Source organism: Pseudoalteromonas sp. SS15 (genome assembly GCF_049257195.1).
In the GTDB taxonomy this organism is placed as follows: Bacteria; Pseudomonadota; Gammaproteobacteria; order Enterobacterales; family Alteromonadaceae; genus Pseudoalteromonas.
This window is the reverse complement of sequence record NZ_JBMMUD010000006.1, coordinates 111,971-132,897: the sequence shown is the minus strand read 5'-3', so window position 1 is coordinate 132,897 and position 20,927 is coordinate 111,971. Positions and strand designations below refer to the sequence as shown.

The window sequence follows — 20,927 nt, the reverse complement described above, 5'->3', positions numbered from 1 at the left end:
CTGGGCTTATTATGACTATATATCACACCAATTTTGCGTTCTATAGTGTATCTAATTCAACAACAAAACAAACCAAGGTTCTTATGTACACACTTTATTTTTCACCTGGCACCTGTTCTTTAGCAACTCAAGTCATCCTTCGTGAACTGAATGTGCCGTTCCAATTAGTTAATCGTCATTCTGTAGAAAATTATTTTTATATCAACCCATTAGGTGCAGTACCTGCGCTCGGTGTAGAGGGTAATATAATCACCGAAGGCGCAGCTATCATTTTACATTTGCTTAAACGTCACCCTAATGACTTACTACCAAACGATCCTCGAGCAAAGGACAAGGCAGTGCAACAACTGATGTTTGCTAATGCATCAGTGCACCCGGCTTACAGTAAATTGTTTTTCATTACGCGAGCACTTGGCGACGAACATAAACAAGCCAAACAACAAGCTCTCCAAACTGCGGCAGACGACATCAATAAGGCGTGGGCGCACGTTGAAAAAACACTAGAAGAACAACCTTATATTGCAGGAGATCAACTTACGCCTGCCGATATTTTGTTGAGTGTTTATGAAACCTGGGGCCAATATTTTGATGTTGCAATTGAAATTGGCCCTAAGACCCAAGCGCTAGTTGATCAAGTCCGTGCGCGTGCTAGTTTTGTTGCCTCCATCGCAGCCGAGCAAGAGGCAGCATAATGGACGACTCATTAAAATCCTCGTTAGAAATCATTGAGGGCATGATCCTAGATTATTTTAAAGGGCTCCACAGCGCTGACATTGCACTACTCGATAGCTTATTTGATCCAACCGCGCAGCTTTACGCGCCAGGTATTCGACGCACTAAAGATGAATGGTTGACTCTTGTAGCAAACCGCCTTGTACCACAAGAACTTGGCCACCCGTTTAGCTATCAAATTTTGTCAGTCGAGCTGTTGGGCGAACAAGCCTTTGCCAAAGTCAGTTGTCCGCTGCTTGGTCACCAATTTATCGACTTTTTGGGTTTCTTGCGAGAAAACGACAAGTGGCAAATTGTCACAAAACAGTACGCCACAAATCCATTTTTAACTGTATAGAAAGGATAAACCATGCCATACGTAAATATTAAAATCACCGACGAAGGCGTTACCCAAGAACAAAAGCAACAACTTATAGCTGGCACCACGCAGTTATTGGTAAGTGTGTTAGATAAAGATCCTGCCACTACCTTTGTCCTGATTGAAGAGGTTAAGACGGACAACTGGGGAATTGGTTATGACTCAGTCACGACACTTCGGCAAAAGCGATAAAAGGTAAAACCACACAACTGTTGAAAAAAGAAGGTTAACAAAGGCACCCAATCTCATCTGTCTTAGTTTGGGTGTTTATATGATTTTAATTAGTATCATGTCTACCGTAAACGATGACCTGATCTGCGGTGCCATTTTCGTCAGGGTCTAAATCAATACCCATCAAATTACCTATATGATCTACGTAATGTCTATGAAAGTCGTCATTTTAGAAACGGTATTTTAAAATTGAATAAGCAATAAAAAATGCATGGGCAGTGAGATATTTACTGACTTTAACAGAATAAAAAAAGAGGCTTTTAAGCCTCTTTTAAACACCTTTTCAAAATGACAGCTGTCTTTAAAAAGTCATACTAATACCAATTGATGGCAGTGGCATATCTGGAAATTGATAGTCTTTTTCAAACTCAGTGTAGGCCGCGTTATATTCAAGCTCTTGCACTGCTCTTGAGCCATACACGTTTAACACTTCAATATACAAGTTGGTGTCGAGACCAAACCACTCGGTTTTATAGTCAGCACGAATATCTAAACGATGATAGTTACCCCACTGCTCGGCGTTAAACTCGCCGTAGTTTGGCACATAAAATAATGGCTCGTTGGCCGCGCTGTTCGGTTCAACATAAGGCGTTGCAGAGTTTACTTGCGTGTATCTTCGGCCACTTTGGAAACGCCATTTCGCGCCTATTTGCCAGTTTTCGTCCCACTTATAGTCAAGTACAATATTTGCCACCCAAGGCAAATCAAATTCAGAGTTAAACTTTTGCTGCGTCAACGGGTTGTCTCGCTCAGTTTTACTGTAGGCAATGCTCGCCCAGCCAAACCAGTCATCTGAAAGCTGCTTATTAACCAAAAGCTCAATACCATAAGCTGTGCCACTGGCGACATCTTCAAATCGAGTAAAACCAGACACATCTTGGTCTAACGAACGCATTTGCGCATTCGGGTTTGCGACTACTAGGTTATCAAGCGCTTTATAGAACAGCTCTGTTTTCATACTTAACCCGTCATCAAGGGTCGATTCAAGATTGAGTACAATATGGGTTGCCTCACTGGCCTCGAGCTCTGTATTACCATAGCCTTCGATAAGGTATTGATAATCATCAATCAATGTATGGTGTATACCAGCGCTTAAATTCAATTTATGTGCGTCGTTTAAGCGATACCCCAAACGTGCGCGTGGCTCCAGATAAGTTTGACTGTTGTTATTAGTGCCAAGTAGCGCAACCCCCACTTGGTAGTCCCAATTTGCACTTAAATCTCCGTTCGCCGAAACATAAGCGTGATACTGCTCAAATTTTAATGTGCCTTCTTCGGCAAACATATCACTAAAATAACTCGGCGGGCATACTTCAAACTCTAAGTTACAAGGTAATAGACGCCCACTACTGACATAATCGACTTCTGTCGATTGCACCTTGGCACCAAATAGCACGTCAACGTCTTCGCCTTGATACTGACTGTCAGCCTTTAAAATCACTTTGGTGATGTCTGCATCCCAACGAAACACATCCCCTTCTCGCTCTTGTTGATTTTGCGTCAGTAAATTTAAGCTAGTGGTGGTTTCGAAATCACCATTAAAATTCTGCCAACTGATTGCTTGGCTATGAAAATACGTTTGATAACGTTCGCCCGATGCCAAATCTGGGTTTTTGCCTATGTCTCTGCCATCCGCATCAAAGGCAATTTCGATATAATCTTTCGCACCATTGGCGGTCGCTCTGATCACATTGTTGTCGTCTAAATCCCAAATCAGCTTCGCTTGATAATCTCGATTTCGAGGTGGCACCGCAAAAGAAAAGTCTTCGTCCTCAATAAAGTTATCGACATAGGTATGCACTAAGCTTTCTCTAAAAGACACGTAAAAAGCCGCATTATTTGCAATGGCTTGCTCATACAAAAAGCCACTTCTAAAGAAACTTAAATCTAAAACATTGGTTGGGTTATCTGCGTCGGGATCTCTCAGCTCAGTTAAAATCACACCGCCATTTGCATTGGCATATTGGCTCGACCATGCACCTGTTTTTAACTCAAAGCTTTCTATCAACAAGGGGTTGTAAACACTGATCCCATCATTATGAAACACATAGCCCATCTCAAGTCCGTCAGTTAGGTATAAATTATCACTTACAGAGCTGCCGCGAATGGCCGGTTGTGCAACTGGGCCGCCAGTACTCGGCGTTGCTAATACCACACCCGGTAATGCTTCAAGCCCTTTTAATGGGTCGTTACCCGTACCGGGTAGAGACAATAACTTACCAGAACTGATTTTTATGCCGTCAGGCTTAGAAGCCACTACAGTAATACTTTCTATATTTGCTTTGTCATCGTCATTGTTATTTTGCGTATTAGCTAAAGCGTTTGTTGCAAGGGCGCCAACTAAAACAGCTAAGGTGGATTTAATAAAAGTCATTTTTGCATCCTCAATATGCGTTTATTTAATGACAGTAATTTACGCTGTTGTTGCTTTCTGGTTTAATTAAGCCATTGATTTATGTATGAATGGGCGGTTTTTTGTATGAATGGGCAATTTCCAATTGGTTCCATTAGCCCTTGGCGCTACTTTGCTTGTATTGGCTTCTTTTTAGCATGCCTTTTAAGTATCTCAGATGATGACAATGCACTACCGAATTGGCTAAATTTTGTCGTTTGGCAGGTACAAGTGTTCTCTGGTTTGGCGTTTTTTATTGCCACACACACCTTAATGAAAGGCGTATTAGCAAGACAAAACGATATTGTAAAACTGGCCATCAGCTCTGTGATTGCAGTGACTATTTATGTGCCATTTTCTTTATTGCGCGACGTATATATAGAGCATGAAACCGCGTATACCTTATATGCCCTGTTTGAAGAGTGGCAAAATATGGCACCCGCGGCACTCATTTCATGGGTGGCAATAAACCTGCCTTGGCTAAGTGGCTTTCAGATCAAACGCTCTGAGAACACGACTTCCTCGTCACAAAAAACAACTCAAACCACTGATAATATTACTAATAAAAATAAAATCGAGACGGTTAATCCTGTAACAGTTAATTATGAAACTACTGAGCCTACAGTTGATCCACAAGACAATTCAGCTACACAGCCAGAGCATGACTTTTTAAAAATCGCAAAAATAGACAACATAGACTCACTCATTTGCCTAAAAGCAGAGCTGCATTATTTAAAAGTCGTTACTGAGCAAGAACAACATCTGATTTTATACAACTTAAAAGATGCCATTGAAGCACTTTCAAACATCGACTCTACACTCGGCGCAGGACAAACCCACCGCAGTTATTGGGTAAACCCAACTCATGCAAAAAAATTACTCAGGAAGAATCGAGAAGGCGAGTTGGTGTTATCGAATCAAGATAAAGTGCCAGTGAGTCGAGCGAATATGAAGAAGGTGAAGGAGTGGTTTGAATAGTGCCCTTATAGGCACTAATCAAACATTGAGATTGCCAAGTTCAATTTGATAATATCAAATCTGAGCTAGTACATCTGAGATAGTTAAATTCAAGTTATGCAACATTCTCTTCTTTTTGTGCAGCTTCTATAGCTAAAGACTCTCTATATTCTGTAGCCTCGGCTTTCATAGTCCAGTGAACATCAGATAAGTTATGTTTTTCAACTGTTTGCTTAATTTCGGCAAGTGTAGTTTTGAAAAATTCTTTCCTCGGATTTATCTTATTTACAGATTCTCTTTCAAACCTGCGATGTAAATCTTTTTCTAACGAAGGAGCATCTTCACTATAAATCATTGCATGGACATCAAATGAAAATGGTACTGAAGCATCGCCTAACTCTTTAACTCTATCTAGAGGCTCTAATCGTCTTGTCATCCCTATTTTAAATACATTCTCTCCAAAACTACCTATATTACTTATAATGTAAACATGGCCTCTTCGTGTTTGTTGAGCCATGGATAACGCTCTTTGACCTCGCTCTTCAGCTTCATGTAACTTACCTTCAAGCTCGGCGAGTTGTGCCTCAAAATCTTTCCTTTGCTCTTCATTTGCACTGGCTAATTCACTCCTTGCTTTTTCTAGTGCTTTTTGAAGGATGCGTTCTTCTTTTTCAGCTTCCCTAATTGCTTTCTCCATCTCCTTTCTTGCTTTTTCTTCTTCTCGAATCTGCTGTTTAATTTCACGTTGTTCAGCTAACTCAATCTGACGAAGTTCATGGGTTGATACTGCCCACCTTAATTCATCCTGACGAGCATCTAAAAAAGATTGATTAATACGTGCATTTCTAAATGGTGCTCCGTTGTGATTAACCAAAGCAAAAGCATCTACAATTTCTTGTTTAATTTTTCCATAATTATCATGTTTAACCTTAGATAAAGCTGAATCAACTTTTCCATTGAACGCATCAACTGCAAAGTGAATTGCATATGTTTTTCTCTGTGGTTCTACATAATCGCAGTCACCCGCATGACCTTGTTTGACCATATCACGTACTCTTTTTCTCGCTTGTTTTAACTGCTCTCCAGCTTCTTTGAAGCTAAACTCTTCCGCGAGATCATCTAAAACTGAATGATTTGGAATTATATAATCATCCTTATAACCTTCTATCGTATTTCTCATTGCCTTGATCGCAGCACTGTAAGAATCAGCTTTTTCTTTTGCATCATAAGCATCCCCAGCTATTATTTGAGCCTGCTCTTTTGCTTGTGAGACTATTAACTTAGCCTCTTGATGAGCAGTTTCGGTTAAACTCAAAGCTTTTTCTTTCGCATCCCTAAGCTTCTGATTAGCTTGAGAGTTAAGTTCTTTAGACTCTAATGTTATAGTCTCAATTTCTGCGTTGGCTTCAGCAATAAGGCGTTTAGCTTCTATTTCAGCTTGAACTAATTTTGCTTCGGAATTTGATATATTTAACGCTGCTATTTTTTCAGATTCAGAAAGTAATTGTTGAACATGCGAATCCATATCAATAATAGAGCTGTATTTTTCTTGTAATCCGTTGGTTATGGTTTTCTGAGATTCTAATTGCTGGACTAAGTCTTCAAATTCTGCTTCAACTTTATTTCTTTTGCGTTTAGATAACCAAGCGATAAACAACGGTATGAGAATTATAAAAAGGGTAATTATCGTAACAATATTCCCTGTATTACCTTGTTCCATAAAGTATTCCTTAAAGTTATTACTTGGTTTCTAATACTATTGATTCAGTTCGATTTTTCAACTTAAAGTGCTGAATAAAATAATAACTAGGAAGATAATTCGAAACAGAAAAGCACGAAGCTCCCACCTCATGCCTTTACCTACTCAAATATTACTAAACACCAAACCTAAGGCTAAGCATTACTCACTTTAGTAAGCTGCTTTCGCTTTTGCAGCATCACAAATGGGGTGATCACGGCCATTAGAATGAATGCATAGATCATGTGTGCGCCTATGCCAATGGCAAGAGCCAGACAAAAGCCTAAACCGAGTAAAATCATTGGGCGGTTTTTCACACTCAGTAATCGCCATGCCGCTAACATGGCCGCGGCGTAAATCACAACAAACACACCGTTCACCCAGTTAATTAAGTCTTCTAGGTCTTGTTGGCTATAAAATGTGACAATTAAAACCAGTGCAATCACCAGCATAAGCGTGGTTAGCGCGCTTAAAGGCACATTGAATTCGTTTCGTTTTGCCAAATAGCTTGGTAATACGCCCTGCTCTGCGAAACTACAGATCAATCGTGCAAGACTTGCGATATATACGTTAACGGTTGCCAGTCCACCAGCGACGCCCAAAACGCCAATTACATAATGTCCGTTATGACCGAATAATTCACCGAAAAACGCATTGAACAGCCCAACCATGCTGAGTGATTCGTTATTCGGATAGGCAATGACTAATAAAGTACACGCCACATACACAGCGCCAACCAATACTGTACCGATGAGCATCGCTGGGATCATGTCTTTTTCTGGATTTCTGAAATCATCCGACAGGTGCGACATTGCCTCGACACCTAAGAAGCTCCAAAATGCGATCCCCGCGGCGCCAAGCATGGCATAGGTATCGAATGAGCTGGAGTTAAAATTAGCCGCGGTTGGACTACTTTTGCCAAAGAGTAAGATCACCAAAGTTAAAATAATCAGCGTAAGCGCAAATTGTAATTTGGCCGACACTTGAATGCCGCGTAAATTTATTAGCCATAAAAACAATAAGGTAGAGAGCTGACCTAAAAGTAAAGTTTGCCCTTGTACTGGCACAATTTGCTGCACAAACATAAAGGTCATGACAATGGCAGCTGGTGCGCCAATTGGCACTACGCACATAAACATTAAGCCAATCACTCGGCCTGCAACCTTGCCAAACGCTTTTTCGACAAAATAAGCTGGCCCTGCCGCATGGGCAAAACGTGCGGCCAATTTTCCAAAAATCAGCGTGACCGGCACAATTGCGACGGTTAATAGTATCCAAGCATAGAGCGCGCTAAACTCTGCTTGCGCCACAGTTAATTGTGGCAATATAAATACCCCAGTGCCCAACAAAGTGGTGGCCATCATGCCCGCCCCTTGCCAGCGCCCTATGCCTTGCTTATCTGTTTTCATTTCTCGTTACCCCTTGTTATTGTGGGGCTAGTATATAAATGTTGTTCATTGCATTCTGCGCAATTTCACCCACTTTCAGCAGATCAAACCGACAAAATGACGGTTTACCAACAAAATACCCGCAATTCGATTGAGTGAGGTAACTTAGATTATTTTTACATCAACCCCCTTATTCAAAGCGCGACTAGAATAATTACTCTTGCAAGCAACTAAAATCTGTGTGAATTTATGCCAATAGATCTAAAATTCAAGGAATTAGATGTTTAAGCACGCTCACTTATTTGCTTCTCTCTTGCTGATTGGTTTTAGCACCGCTCATGCAAACGAACACTCAAACGCAGCTGTATCGCCCAGCCTTGCTCAACACGTCGATATTGATGGGTCGTCTCTATATATAGAATGTTTTGGTAAAAAAGCACCGAATATTATTGTGCATTCTGGATTTGGCGGCGCAGGCTCAGACGGCGGCTGGGAAAGTGTGATTAAATCTATCAGTAAAACCAATCGTATTTGCTTTTATGACAGAGCGAATCTTGGCAAAAGCAGCCGCTCAAAGGGCCATTACGATATTCAAGTTATCGCCAAACAACTTGATGCCTTATTAAATAAAGCAGAAATTAAACCGCCCTATGTGATGGTATCGCACTCTTATGGCTCTTATTCTGTGCGTGCTTACAATCACCTTTTTAAAGACAAAGTTTCTGCGGTATTGCTGGTTGACCCCACTCAATACGGCATGTTTTACAACGGCGTAGCCAAGTGGGACCCTGAAGAAGATACCTACAACAAAGATGAAATCGCCAGAATGAAAGCAGAGCAAGCGGGTTTTAACGACCCAAATAGCAATCCAGAGCGCATCAATCATAAAACCAGCGCTGAGTTTATTCGAAATAGCGACGATTTCGGTCTGACGCCACTGACCCTAATTTGGAATAAAAACGGCATTTGGCAAGGCGGCGATGCGCCCGACACCTGGCACCCAAAAACTTGGGATAGAATGAAAACCATGTACGCCAAAGCCATTGACGACATGCACAGGCTCTCAACAAAACAAACTACCCGTTTTGCCAACACCGAGCAGCACAATATTTTTTTCTATGAGCCCAGTATTGTGGTGAAAGAACTGAAAGCCTTGCTTAAACAGGTCAAATAAGCCTGTGCTCAACCTAGCTCAAAATTGATTGATTTAGATAAATACCGAGCAGCTTTGCACTCTGCCACTCGGTATTTAACGCTTAAGTTTACGCTGCTTATTTAAAGCTCATTTGATAAAGCGAGCTTGTCAATTTCCATATGCTTTTTAATAAAGCGGATCAGGCGCTTGTCTTTGTTTGGGTCCAACGGTAGATATTGCCCATCTAGATATTTGGCTAATACTCTTTCAAGCAAATAGCTATACGCCAATACACCTTGCTTTGATGTGGGGGAATGCAGTGCACTAGGGTCAACAAAATAACTCACCGCTTTATTTGCCTCTTGCAGTCTCAATACATAGTCGTTGACATCATTGATGAAGATTTTTCTATCTCCGCGACCTGCCCACACAAATACAGGGCTTTGAATTTTGTCAGGGTGAGCACTGGGTGAATTTGCAGTAAGCTGTGCTTTGGCCGCTTTGTCATCCCAATCCACGATCATTTTTCTAAAGTAATAATCACTAAATTGCCCACGCACTTTTTCAGCAAAGCGATAATACAAACGCGCTGAGCGGCCGATGTCTAAACCCGGTGCACCTGCAAAACCCACCTTGAACAGTTTGGCTTCAAAAGTCAGTGCAGTCAGGCTACTAAAGCCACCAAAACTGTGGCCTATGATGGCGAGTTTATGTTTATTGCCGATCCCTTGAGATAAAATGAAATGCGTACCATCTATGATGTCGTTGTGGGTAATACCAAGCCCGAATTGTTTATTTGCCCCTTTTTCATACCCTTTACCATAACCTGTTGAGGCTCTGAAGTTGGGTTCAAACACAATGTAGCCTCTATTTGCCAATAACTGTGTTTGTCTGTCAAAACCCCATTTCACTTGTGAGAAAGGGCCACCATGTGCTTTAACCACTAAAGGGGCATCAGATAACGCAACACCATTTGGCAACGTTAAGTAACCATAAAGATTAAATCCATCACGACTTTGATATTGCACTGGCACTTTTTCAGATACCCAAGCATCTTTCATTACTTCGTCGTTTTGTTGTAATGCGTTTGCTTGTTCATTCAAAATGCGTTGCAAAGTCTGTTGCTGTGGCTGATAAATATAATACTGGGTTGATGGGCTATTCTCTTGCAAGCTTATCAACCAAGGTTTGGCTTGATACGCTTTAATACTCGCAGGTAACGCAAACGTGAATGCTTTGCCTTCGAGATATTCACGAATATGCGTTAAGTGTTTAGCCACAACAGGGTGGCGGCTTAATTGCTGCGTTTTGGCCCCTTCATATAAATAGGAGGTTGGAGTGAGCGAGCCATTCTCGTCTTCGCCCAATGTCGCTGACACCAAGTCGAAGGCTTGCTGTGGTTGCGCTGCAACATCGAGCAACGTCTGCGTTTTTAAATCAAACCAAGCCAGTCTTTTAAACTCTGCATCATGATTGGTTTGGATCAGTAACTGTTGTGATTTGTCGTTAAAACCCTGTATTTGGCACTTATCATCCCATTGACAGGTAAAGGTCAGTTTTAAAGGCCCATCAGGCTGAATTTGATGAATAAAGCGCTCTCCGCGATTGCCTTCTGCGGTATTCACTTGCTTAATAAAAGCCGCGTTACCCGTGTTCGCGTTTACTAATAGCTGTGAAAAAGGCAGTGTTGTCTGCCATATCACATGCGCTTTGCCTGAAGCTGCAATGCTCAATATTTCAAAGATGCGTTCATTGGTACGCCACTTTTTAACTAAAAAACTGGCAGGCTGACTTGGGTCTACGCCCAAAAATCGTTCTTTCTTTTTCCAATCAATTTTGGCCAACCTTTTCAGCTTGGCTTTGTGTTTTAATGGCAACACTGAAAGCTGTTCACCGACTCTAACGAACACCGCTGAGCCGTCTTTTGAAATCTCAAATGATGGGCGCTTTCTAAGTGTTACTAGTTTAGTGGTTTTAAGGTCTGCAAGGGTATATTGATTAAGTGACCAGCGTTTTATACCCGCTTTTTCTTCACTGCTGAGATACAAAACATAATCGGCATTGGGTGATAGGGTCACTGCCTGTATACGCTCGCTTTGTAAAAAGTGCACTGCCGGTAGAAGCGGCGCACGTTTTTTTTGTTGCACGCGTTGTTTGACCTCATTGAGATCGGTTAAAAACTCAGCTTTGGCAGAGCTTGTGCACATTACCCATAAAATCAGCGCGCAACGAAGCATACCACTGAAAATGTCAGTCATATTCATTATTCACTACCTGGTTGTTGATGCGCCGAAGCGCATCACTTGGTTAATTTAGGATTGCGTTAGAAGAAGTTGTTGAGGCTTTGATATTCGCGCCTCTGATGTTGCTAAGCCATGGGGTCAACAACATAAAACAAGCCACGCCAATTAAGCTCATGAATAGAGCCATACCCACCCAGAACAGTTGTTGCTGTGTGCTTAATTGTGCTCGTCTTGCCAGCAGATAAACCAAAGCCATACTGAATAAAGTAAACCCTATGGCATATGCCATAACTTGAGCAGACCTTGTTCTCGAAAGATAGTCATCAAATACAGCGCCAATGCTTTGATCATTGCTGTTTAACGCCTCATTGGCTGCTTCAAATACGGTGGCAAAGAAAATCGGCGACTGCCAAAACTCTTGCTCAGCCACAAACTTAGGTAAAGGTCGGTGTGCAATATACTGCTTTGAAGTCACTGGCGTCACTTCGCCTGCATAGTCAGCAAACACCACAGACACACCCGGTTTTTGGAAGCCAAAGTAAGAGCGACCATGAAACAGAAATAATGCTCCGTCAGGTAACATATAAAACTGCGTATACATTCTGCCAAAAGCTTGCTCAGGATATGGAACAGAGAAAAGCGGTGCACTGCTGGTATTCAAAGCAAAGAAATCACGCTTTTCGAATACCAACGCTCTTAGATTTGTTGCCATAGAGACAAGTTCACCATCGCGTTCAGTTTCAAAAGGCCCGTAAAAGTGTTCATCGTCTTGCGTTTGAAACTTTATTTCCATGTACTGCTCTTCGAAATCAAGCACATAAAGCGTGTTAGGTGTTTGGATAAAACGACCTGCTATCAATCTTGGCGGATGAGAAAATACCTCTAGGTTTTGTATGTCATCAATTGATGTCACAGCATGAAAGCCATTTTGATCAATGACATGTTTGAGGTTTTTGCTGACCAAGTCATAACCCAAAAATACTTGATATTGATGTGAAAACTGCCACTTAGTCAGGGTTTTCATGTCTATGTATCTTTGTTGCTGATCTTGATGCATCAACTGGTTCAATGTATCGAATGAAGTTGGATGTGTGCTCATAAATAATGTGCTGACACCCTCTAAATTCGGCAGCAAATGGGCTCGCCATTGTGTTTCATCGACAGGTAAAATTCTATCTAGAACCGCTTTGGCATCTGGCCCCCACATTGAAGCGTAATACTCAGGTATGTCGGCTTTTTCAAACCGATCAGGATGGGTCGAAAATAGCGTAACCGGAATATGGTAAAACAGAGCCTGAGTCGACATTAAAATGGCACCCAAAGCAGGCCCCATGAGTATAGCTGCGATAAATTGGCGACTCATGCGAGTATCGTGTTGACTGACATTCAATTTGAAGGCTGATCTTGCTAAAAAATACACAAGTGCAACCATTATCAAGTCAACAAATAACACAAGAAACGGCGAATTTGGTGTGCTATTGAGCACAAAGAGCAGCATGCCAAGAATCAGTAATGCCCCCTTATTTGCCGAAAGCGCAATATATACGCCGGTGAAATATGCAAATATTGCAATAAGTGCTACGTGGCCCACATACAGGTAATGCCTAAACTCAATGAGCTCAAGTGACGCACTGTCTAACACAACGAGCATAAACAGTAATGGTACTACGAGGACCATCATCACAATGCTTAACCCTGCTGCGATCAACGCTTTGAAAATGATTTGCTCAGCTAATGGGCGGTGCATCAGATACGCCCAATGGTTCTTCCTTTTATGTAATAAAAATTGCGTCACAGAAAAGATCAAAGGCAGTATTATCGCAAGGCCACTCAGCACAGTGCTGAGCATGCCTCGGCCAGCCATAAGATCGCCCTGACTCGATAAATAAGCCAGTAAAGCTAGAAATATAAATGCCGCCGTTTTGGCATACGCTTTGTAGCGATTAAGCTCAGATAAGAATAGATCCCTCATGCGGCTGACTCCCTTTTAATTAACCCTTTTAATTTCTGCCATGGCATCAGTATCAAGAATGCAATCAGCGCAGTTGGGCCTGATATGAGCGCAATCAATAACCAAAACTTATGTGTTTTATTGTCTAATTGGGCTTTTTTGCCAAGATAGAAGATTGCAGCAACTGAAAGCAAACAACCAAAGATAATAAGAAATGCAAAACTCAAATCGATCGGTCTTTGCCAAATAAAACCTTTGCCTTTTGAGGGTTCAGAATTAAACATCAAAGTTGAATGCACTAAGTTATCTACAACATTCAACACCAATGGAGAGAACATTAACTTTTGTTGGTGTAACCAATCTGGCAGCGCTGAAAGCTGCACTTCTTTGCTCACTAGTGTGATGTTGTCGCCCTCATGAGGCAGGTAAAATAATTGCGCGCCAGCTTTGAGTGCCGCAAATAAATTGCCGTCGTGCACCATGAGCACATAACCGTCCATCACCTCTGCCATCACAAACTCAGGCGATACAGGGTGGGCAAAGTCTAACGACACTCGTTTGATTGGTGCTAGGCCGCCAAGACTGTCAACAAAGTCCACTTTATTGAATAGATAAACTTGCTGGTTAGAGCTCATAAAGATCACATCAAACATAGGTACTGGAGTCGAGGTGAAGTGCTCTTTTTCACCAGTTAATGCAAATTTCAAATCGATTCGCTTATTCTCAAAATCAACTTGATAGAGCTTATTTTTGGTTTGCACATAGTGAGTGTTTGTTTGTACTGCCACAGCCACATCAGCAAATTTATCAGACTCTGTCAGCTGACTTGCTTGGTCTACAAACCCAGTGCGACCTAAAAAACCAACTCGTTCTCCAGTTTGTCTATCAATACCGACAAATAGCATGTCTGAATGAGAGAACACCCACTTTGTGGTATCTGTCTCTAGCGCAAACTGGCTATGTCGAGTATGTAAGTAAAAGCCATGTTTATGTTGAGGTTTATAAAAATGTGCTCGCGATAGTGTGTTGGTTTTAGCAAGTTTAAGCTGCCTTTGTATTGTATCGCTAAGTGGCTGTTCGATATCTCTGGCAAGCCATTGCATTACCTCAAGGTCGGTGTGCTTTCGTAATAATTCATAATCAAATGGCCCTTGAGTTTCTAATTCATGCAGCGGTTTAGCAAAGTCGTATTGCTGCGAAGTTAAGCTTAGAGGAATATGGTAATAAAAAGCTTTTAACGATATTAAACCCACGACTGCAACAGGCTGAATAAAAAGCACAGCAATGGCGATGAATCGCTTAGATGTTTGCTCTGCAGCAAGATTAACGCGAAAAGAAGCATAAGCTAAATAACCGCTAAACAGTAAGAACATTGAATCTAACAGCAAGAAATACAGCACACTTTCTTGGCGCCTTAAAATCAAATAGGTGAGTGAGAACAATACGCCAATTGCGAGTTTATTGTTTGCCAACGCAATAAATTGACCCAAGGTATAGCCACATAGCATGACCAAAAATGCATGCACAACGTTTGTGTAATGTCTTGTTTCAACCACTTGCTGCGTCGTGACATCTGCAATCAACACATTCACTAAAAATGGCAGAATGAAGGCAATAAACAGCAGTAATGCACCGGCTAGACTTAGAGCAAAATAAATTCGCCCTTTAGATAAAGGTCGATGCATCAGATAGATCCAATGGTTCTTTCTTCTATGCAAAGACACGGACACCAGCCCAAATAACACCCCAACAGCAACACCACCTAAAATAATAAAAAGATGCAACTCAGATTGCGGCTCTACCACTGAGAAAAATTTGCTGAATGTGCTCCACAGCACCAACTGAAGCAGGCATATGCCCCAAGCAAAAAGTTGGTAGCGCTGATATTCACTTTTGAATAAATCAAACATCACGCTCTCCTACTGTGGTGCTCGGTGATTTTTTGCCAAGATAGAAGCAATGGCTTTATCTAAGCTAACAGGGACTTGCGTGGCGGCTTCTATGCCGAGCGCATTCAGTTTTTCTAATGCCTCTGCGGCCTCTAAGTCAGCCAAAACTAAGTGAGTTTGTTCATCTATAGTGCGAGCCGAGAGTACGTTACCTAATGTGCTAAGTTGTGACTCACTCAATGCCTCATCAAAGATCCAATACGTCACCATGTCACAGAATTTTTCGGGGCATTCGTTATATTTCATTTCGCCATTTTCAATCACGATTAACTGTTCAGCGACACGCTCTATCTCTTCCATCTGATGCGAGCAATACACTATGGTGGTGTCGATATCTGCTTGGGTGAACATCAAAGCTTCTAAAAACGCTTGCTTGGCAACGACGTCTAAACCCAGTGTTGGCTCATCTAAAATCAGCACTTCTGGCGCTTGCGCTAAAGCCATAGCGAGATTCAAACCCGCCCTTTCACCACGAGATAACGCCGATACTTTTTGTGACTGCTCAACATTAAAGTTACCTATCACACTGTCATAGAGATCTTGTCGCCAGTTTTTATAAAGGTTTTTCTGCATGGCGGTCACTTCATGGACTTTCATCCAGGTTGGCAGTGTATGCTCTTCGTTCACATAGCCAATACGACCTCGGTGTTCAGGCTCTAAAGACTGACTGTTATGACCCAAGATAAAAGACTCACCCGAGGTCGGAGCATCGAGTCCTAGGAGTATTCTAAATAAAGTACTTTTGCCCGCACCATTGGCACCAATCACGGCATGAATGCCACCCTGTGCTATTTTCAAATTAAGAGATTGGATCGCGACTTTCTTGCCAAAACGCTTATGCAGTGCTCGGGTTTCAATAATGTAATTAGCCATAACTAACGCTCTTTATCCTGCTTGTTAATCGTCTGTAATTGCCCTTGTAGATGCTCAATAATCTCTCGGTGACTAAAGCCTAAGCTAATGATCTCATTTATGAAGTCATCGGTAGCTTGCTCAAGCTTTTGCGTCCGCTCTTCCTCAGATAAAGTGCACTGTTGCTGAGTCACAAAAAGGCCTAAACCCTTCTTTGATTCGACTAAGCCAAGGTCAGTTAATTCGTTGTAGGCTTTGGCTACCGTATTTGCGTTAATGGTCAATTGCATTGCCAAGCCACGCACACTGGGTAACTTACTTCCTGTTGGTAATGTTCCGCTGGCAATCTCTTTTCGAATGCCATCGACAATTTGGCGAAAAATCGGCCGAGCGTCCCCGGTCACAATTTGTATCGCCAGTGCAGTAGTTTTTGTCATTAGCTAATTATTCACTGTACTATCTGTAGTAGTACAGTAGATCGAGTGTACTACTTCGTCAATAGTACAGTTTAGGTTATTTTATTTATCTATAAAAATCAGTTGGTTGATTTTTACTTTTTTGCTTTAAGAATAGTTTAAAGGCTAGTTAAGAGGAGTCTATAGACACAAATGTGTATCTTTTTGGGAGTTAAGCATTACAGTCGAATGCCTAAATAAAGCAGCAATAACATCACTGCTTTTCTGTGACTGGTTTAAAGAACAGAAAATAAATACAGGACAGAAGGTCAGTACCTTTAGGCTTAAAAAGTACTGACTGAGATAATTATATAAATTGCATTAAAGTAAGTCGTTTTTTTCAAACAAAGCGAATGCTTGTTCAACCTGTTGATGTTTAAACCTGACATCAATTGGTAACCCTTCGACCTGAAAATGATTTGGGATAGGTAAACTTAAAGTAATCTTTAGTGCAGTTTTTTCACCTTCAAATGGCCCCATTAAAAAACTTGGCAAGCGAGAAGTTAACTCGGTGGGTTCACTGATCCTTGCATTAAGCTTAGTGCCATCTGGAAAGCGAATTTGCGCCTCTTGTCCTATGTTCGAGTATTCAAGGTGCTTTGGGTCTAAATAGGCGACTACTTTACTTTCTTTCTGAGTATCAATGAGTAATAAAGGCTGCCCTGCAGTGACACGATCACCAGTTTGCACCAATACGTCTTCTATTCGCCCTGCATTGTCGGTCTTTATAAACAGCGACTGCTTAAGTGCAGCTAAACGCGAAAACTCATAGCTTAGATCATTATATCTTTGCCCTTTTAAGCCAAAACGGCGCTCTAGTTCTTGACGTTCTTTCTCTCTTGAAATATCAACTTTAGTTTGCTCATACGCCATTTGCGCAGCATTGTACGCATTTACCGCACTGGCTAAATCGGCTGCGGGGATCACCCCTTTTTGCTTAAAGCTTTCGTATTTTTCAAGTAACTCTTTTTGTCGCTGAACACCTTGTTTGGCGACTTTTTTACGTTGCTCTAACTGACTTAAAATGATCTGACTTTGTGGCATGTGCTGGGTGTAAAGCATCATCATTTGTCGATTAATTTCGTTGTATTGTGCTTCAAGTTCTGTATTGCTCAGTACCAGTAAATCTTGAGCTTGCTCGACATTCATCGCCTTGCTGACATGCACAGATTTAATCACGCCATCGTATGGCGCTCGAATAGTAAGCGGTTCACTGGTCACTATGCCAGGGGCCACAATTGACACTTTAGGGAAAAGAAATAACCATAACACTAACCCTATCGGAGACGTCACCAACAGTACTAAAAGATACCAGCGGAACTGATAGGCGGCGCGCTTGCTTCCTGCGTAAGCCACATTCAGCCCTTTCTCAACTTGCGGATTTTCAGACTTGGTACTTCCATTAAACCTAATTTTCATCTTTTAAAACCTAACGAGAACTTAAAAACACTTAATAAACCTGAGCTCTGGATAATAACTAAAACTTTTGTCCTTTCTTTAGCACCCACCAAGGCGCCATCGAGCTTTCTTCATGGGAGCGACGAACCAATTCATTGAGCAATGCAAAACAACAAATGGTGCGCATGATCATGGAATAAATGGGATAAAGCGGTAGCCACACTGCTAGCTTGAGATCTTGTTTTGGTCGCTCTGATACACCTAATAGCACTAAGGCATAAAAGTACGCGATGGTGAAAAAATACAGCGTAAAAATAACCAAAGACAAAGACACAATAAATTGCCAAGGATAGATAATCATAGTGACGATTAAATACACCAATACCACAAACGGCAGCATCACATTTTGTAAAAAGCCATAGAGCAAAGTGAATAAAAAGCTTTTCCAACCCAGTAATTTTGGCGAAAAGGCTGGCCAGTGTTTTCGAAAATACAAAAACAGTAAGTCACCATCCCATCGAAGCCTTTGCCATAACAAGGTTTTGAAATCGTCAGGCGCATCAGTGTGACCTATTGCCAGTGTCGCATACGGAATTTTGAGATTAGGGTGGCGCTTAAAGTATTGTTTAATGCGAATGGTTAAATCGAGATCTTCGGCTGTGTGGGTATCCCAGCCACCGATTTGCTTTAAGAAGTCTTTTCTAAAGGCGCCAAATGCCCCTGAAATATTGTTAATTAGATTCCATTGCGCCAGCCCTGTTTTACCGCCCTGCATAGACACTAAATATTCGATTGCCTGCATTCTTGTCCAAATAGAGCTGGTAACGTTTCTTACTCTAAGCGCACCGCCAACTGCGGGTACATTCGGATCTTCAAACAAACGCACTATGCGGCACAACATATCATTGTCGAACGAGGTGTCGGCATCTACATTGACAACGATGTCACCTTTAGCCGCATCAAGGCCTGCATTTAAAGTAGATACTCGCCCGCCGCGTTGCCATTTAGGCAACACTCGAATATGTCGTTTTGCTCGCTTGATGTTTTTCATACAAGAATTCGCTACCGCATAGGTATGCTTATTTTGTACCGCACCATCAACCACAGCAATGATTTCAACTTCACCCGGATATGTTTGTTCCACCAAAGATTCTATGGTCGTTTTAACCGCATCCCCTTCTGCATAGCAGGTAATGATGCAACTCACTTTTGGGAAGTAATGAGAGGGCTTTTTTAGCAGTTTTGCATTTGCCCTACGCCACTTAAGTACGCCTAGAGTGATCAACACAAACAACGGCATTTCGTAGGCCAAATACATGGGCACAAACATCATCATTTGGGTAAAAAACTCCGTCGCTTGTGAGAATATGTTGGCGACTAGATACAAAATAGTATTTAGTTCGCTCAAAACTCAATACTCCTGGCTTGCTCAAGCGCCTCAAACAACCACATATTCACATCATCAGACATGCTTTTATCTGGCAGAGCCAACGCTTTAATAGATAAGGCTATATTCTTATCTGACTGTAAAAGCTCTATTTCATTGAGTTTTTGATAGATTTTTGGCAATTGTGCTAAAGGAGTGAGTGGCAAAAACAACAGTAAACTATGCTCTTCTTGCACACAGCAAATATCGGTAAGACGAATACTTTTTGCGATCCGCTGCTCTAACTCATCAAACAGTGAAAAAGCCACTTTCTCGCCTTTGTCTTGAATGAATTGCTCGACGTTTTCCATTGTAATGTAAACAACGCTATGCTCTTGTTTGTGCCTGAGCGCCAAGTTATTTTGCCACTGTAATAACCAGCAAAATTGCGTGAAGTTAATATTTTCAGCTTGGTCGAACATGAAGCTATTAAACTTTTCACCAAACTTCGCCAAATTGCGGCCATTTGCTGATAACTTGTAGCTATTAACACTCTGCACTATCAGGTTATTTACGTCATTTTTCTCACCGCAATCCATGCAGTCTGCAACCACATCTGAGTCTACAAATAAGTTAAAACAGCTATTGCACTGCTGATTTTCGATAGGTCTATCATAATCAACGCCAATATGACGAAGCGGTTTTGAACAGTTTGGGCACCCCAATCCGATTTGCTGCTTAAATTCATGCTCAGCTGCAACATGACCGCAATTAAAGCAATGCAAACTTGCTTTAAGCCCTATATCTATAGATTGGCAAGACGGGCAAGTATCAACATAATTAAGATGACCGCTGTGACAGGACTGGCAATAACGTACCCGATTAACGAGTGAATCGACTTCTAGCCAGTTTCTTCGAACGACAGAGGCAAGCCAATTAATACTGTCTTCGGCTTTTATGCCCCAAGCTTGAAGTAACGGATACCAATACAGAGATTGCATTTGAGGCGATTTTGCTGGCAATAAAGTCGCATTTTTAAACACCCACAAGTAACTGAGTAACTTCATCACCGCGGTTTCAACCAAAGTGCTGTTTACTGCCAGCTGCTTTTTACGGGTTTCACTAAACTCAGCCAATGATTTGCTTTGCTCAGACCAAATACCATTAGCCAAATGAGTCGACAGCGAACTCGCTTGGCAAACAAATATGGTGCTTAACCAAAACGTCTCTGACTGCCTTAAGAAAGCCAATGTTTCATCTTGTGTTTGAGCTGGTAAATCTAAAATGATCAACCCAATATGTTGCTTTTCTGAAAACTCAGCCTCAAACGAATCGATGTTTTTGAAATAAAGCAGCTCTGTTAAACCAAAATTTTTCAGGGCTTGATCGTTTTCAGCAATAAAAATAGAAGAAGAAAAAAATGAAAGGTGAGACTTAGACTGATCGAGCATACAACATTAATCCATTAACTACTTAAATAGAACAAAGCAACGAGCAAAATCTGCCATCGATTCCACTATCGTTTAGTCATATTTATTTATCAATAATTTGCTTAGCTATCAAATTGACTCAATAAATACGCTTTCTAAAACTACGAAGATAGTACCACAAATAATTTATACCTTTAAATAGGAATAAATAAAAAAGCCAATTATATTAGCAAGATAAGAACAATTCTTATCAACAAGAGATTAGAGTAAAAGACCTATCTAATACTTAAAATGTTTTGTTTAATTTGTTTTTCTATTTCACTACTTGCAAAAAACGGGAGAACTAAAAGGC

Annotated in this window: 16 protein-coding genes; 5 read left to right on the top strand and 11 right to left on the bottom strand. The window is 41.3% G+C overall.

Going from position 1 to position 20,927, the window contains the following annotated elements:
- Positions 1–83: 83 nt before the first annotated feature.
- Genes AAEU28_RS13785 through AAEU28_RS13775 form a run of 3 tightly spaced genes read left to right on the top strand, consistent with a single transcriptional unit; the run spans position 84 to position 1,282 of the window.
- Positions 84–692, top strand: coding sequence for a glutathione S-transferase family protein (locus AAEU28_RS13785; RefSeq protein WP_421964659.1), 609 nt, complete (start codon positions 84–86; stop codon positions 690–692).
- Entirely contained in the window at positions 692–1,069 is a 378-nt protein-coding gene (locus tag AAEU28_RS13780; protein ID WP_421964658.1) for a nuclear transport factor 2 family protein, read from the top strand. The genes AAEU28_RS13785 and AAEU28_RS13780 overlap by 1 nt, the downstream gene beginning before the upstream one ends.
- A 12-nt stretch (positions 1,070–1,081) precedes the next feature.
- A complete protein-coding gene (locus AAEU28_RS13775) occupies positions 1,082–1,282 on the top strand; it encodes a 2-hydroxymuconate tautomerase family protein (RefSeq protein WP_421964657.1) in 201 nt (66 codons plus the stop codon).
- 340 nt (positions 1,283–1,622) lie between these two features.
- Here AAEU28_RS13775 and AAEU28_RS13770 read toward each other — a convergent pair whose 3' ends face one another.
- Positions 1,623–3,695 (bottom strand): TonB-dependent receptor plug domain-containing protein, encoded by a 2,073-nt coding sequence (locus AAEU28_RS13770; protein WP_421964656.1) that lies wholly within the window; start codon positions 3,693–3,695, stop codon positions 1,623–1,625.
- A 105-nt stretch (positions 3,696–3,800) separates the two neighbouring features.
- Here AAEU28_RS13770 and AAEU28_RS13765 point away from each other — a divergent pair, with 105 nt between their 5' ends.
- On the top strand, positions 3,801–4,691 hold the full coding sequence (locus tag AAEU28_RS13765; RefSeq protein ID WP_421964655.1) for a LytTR family DNA-binding domain-containing protein: 891 nt from the start codon (positions 3,801–3,803) through the stop codon (positions 4,689–4,691).
- A 94-nt stretch (positions 4,692–4,785) separates the two neighbouring features.
- On the opposite strand, the gene AAEU28_RS13760 is transcribed toward AAEU28_RS13765, so the two are convergent.
- Positions 4,786–6,390 (bottom strand): DUF4041 domain-containing protein, encoded by a 1,605-nt coding sequence (locus AAEU28_RS13760; protein ID WP_421964654.1) that lies wholly within the window; start codon positions 6,388–6,390, stop codon positions 4,786–4,788.
- Positions 6,391–6,563: 173 nt separating this feature from the next.
- Positions 6,564–7,817: an L-methionine/branched-chain amino acid transporter gene (gene yjeH, locus AAEU28_RS13755; RefSeq protein WP_421964653.1), complete on the bottom strand. Its 1,254-nt coding sequence runs from the start codon at positions 7,815–7,817 to the stop codon at positions 6,564–6,566.
- 259 nt (positions 7,818–8,076) lie between these two features.
- On the opposite strand from yjeH, the gene AAEU28_RS13750 reads away from it, so the two are divergent.
- The gene (locus tag AAEU28_RS13750) at positions 8,077–8,970 is read left to right on the top strand and encodes an alpha/beta fold hydrolase (protein WP_421964652.1); all 894 of its coding nucleotides are present in this window, start codon (positions 8,077–8,079) and stop codon (positions 8,968–8,970) included.
- A 101-nt stretch (positions 8,971–9,071) separates the two neighbouring features.
- On the opposite strand, the gene AAEU28_RS13745 is transcribed toward AAEU28_RS13750, so the two are convergent.
- From AAEU28_RS13745 to AAEU28_RS13710, 8 genes are all read right to left on the bottom strand, one after another.
- Positions 9,072–11,195 (bottom strand): prolyl oligopeptidase family serine peptidase, encoded by a 2,124-nt coding sequence (locus tag AAEU28_RS13745; protein ID WP_421964651.1) that lies wholly within the window; start codon positions 11,193–11,195, stop codon positions 9,072–9,074.
- 43 nt (positions 11,196–11,238) lie between these two features.
- Positions 11,239–13,146 (bottom strand): hypothetical protein, encoded by a 1,908-nt coding sequence (locus AAEU28_RS13740; protein ID WP_421964650.1) that lies wholly within the window; start codon positions 13,144–13,146, stop codon positions 11,239–11,241.
- Complete coding sequence (locus tag AAEU28_RS13735; protein WP_421964649.1) at positions 13,143–15,035, bottom strand: hypothetical protein; 1,893 nt, start codon at positions 15,033–15,035, stop codon at positions 13,143–13,145. The genes AAEU28_RS13740 and AAEU28_RS13735 overlap by 4 nt, the downstream gene beginning before the upstream one ends.
- A 9-nt stretch (positions 15,036–15,044) precedes the next feature.
- Complete coding sequence (locus AAEU28_RS13730; RefSeq protein ID WP_390442597.1) at positions 15,045–15,947, bottom strand: ABC transporter ATP-binding protein; 903 nt, start codon at positions 15,945–15,947, stop codon at positions 15,045–15,047.
- Positions 15,948–15,949: 2 nt separating this feature from the next.
- On the bottom strand, positions 15,950–16,363 hold the full coding sequence (locus AAEU28_RS13725; RefSeq protein WP_421964648.1) for a GntR family transcriptional regulator: 414 nt from the start codon (positions 16,361–16,363) through the stop codon (positions 15,950–15,952).
- 339 nt (positions 16,364–16,702) lie between these two features.
- Entirely contained in the window at positions 16,703–17,800 is a 1,098-nt protein-coding gene (locus tag AAEU28_RS13720; RefSeq protein WP_421964647.1) for an HlyD family secretion protein, read from the bottom strand.
- Positions 17,801–17,858: 58 nt separating this feature from the next.
- A complete protein-coding gene (locus tag AAEU28_RS13715; RefSeq protein ID WP_421964646.1) occupies positions 17,859–19,187 on the bottom strand; it encodes a glycosyltransferase family 2 protein in 1,329 nt (442 codons plus the stop codon).
- Positions 19,184–20,596 (bottom strand): hypothetical protein, encoded by a 1,413-nt coding sequence (locus AAEU28_RS13710; RefSeq protein ID WP_421964645.1) that lies wholly within the window; start codon positions 20,594–20,596, stop codon positions 19,184–19,186. The genes AAEU28_RS13715 and AAEU28_RS13710 overlap by 4 nt, the downstream gene beginning before the upstream one ends.
- Between the last annotated feature and the right edge of the window lie 331 nt (positions 20,597–20,927).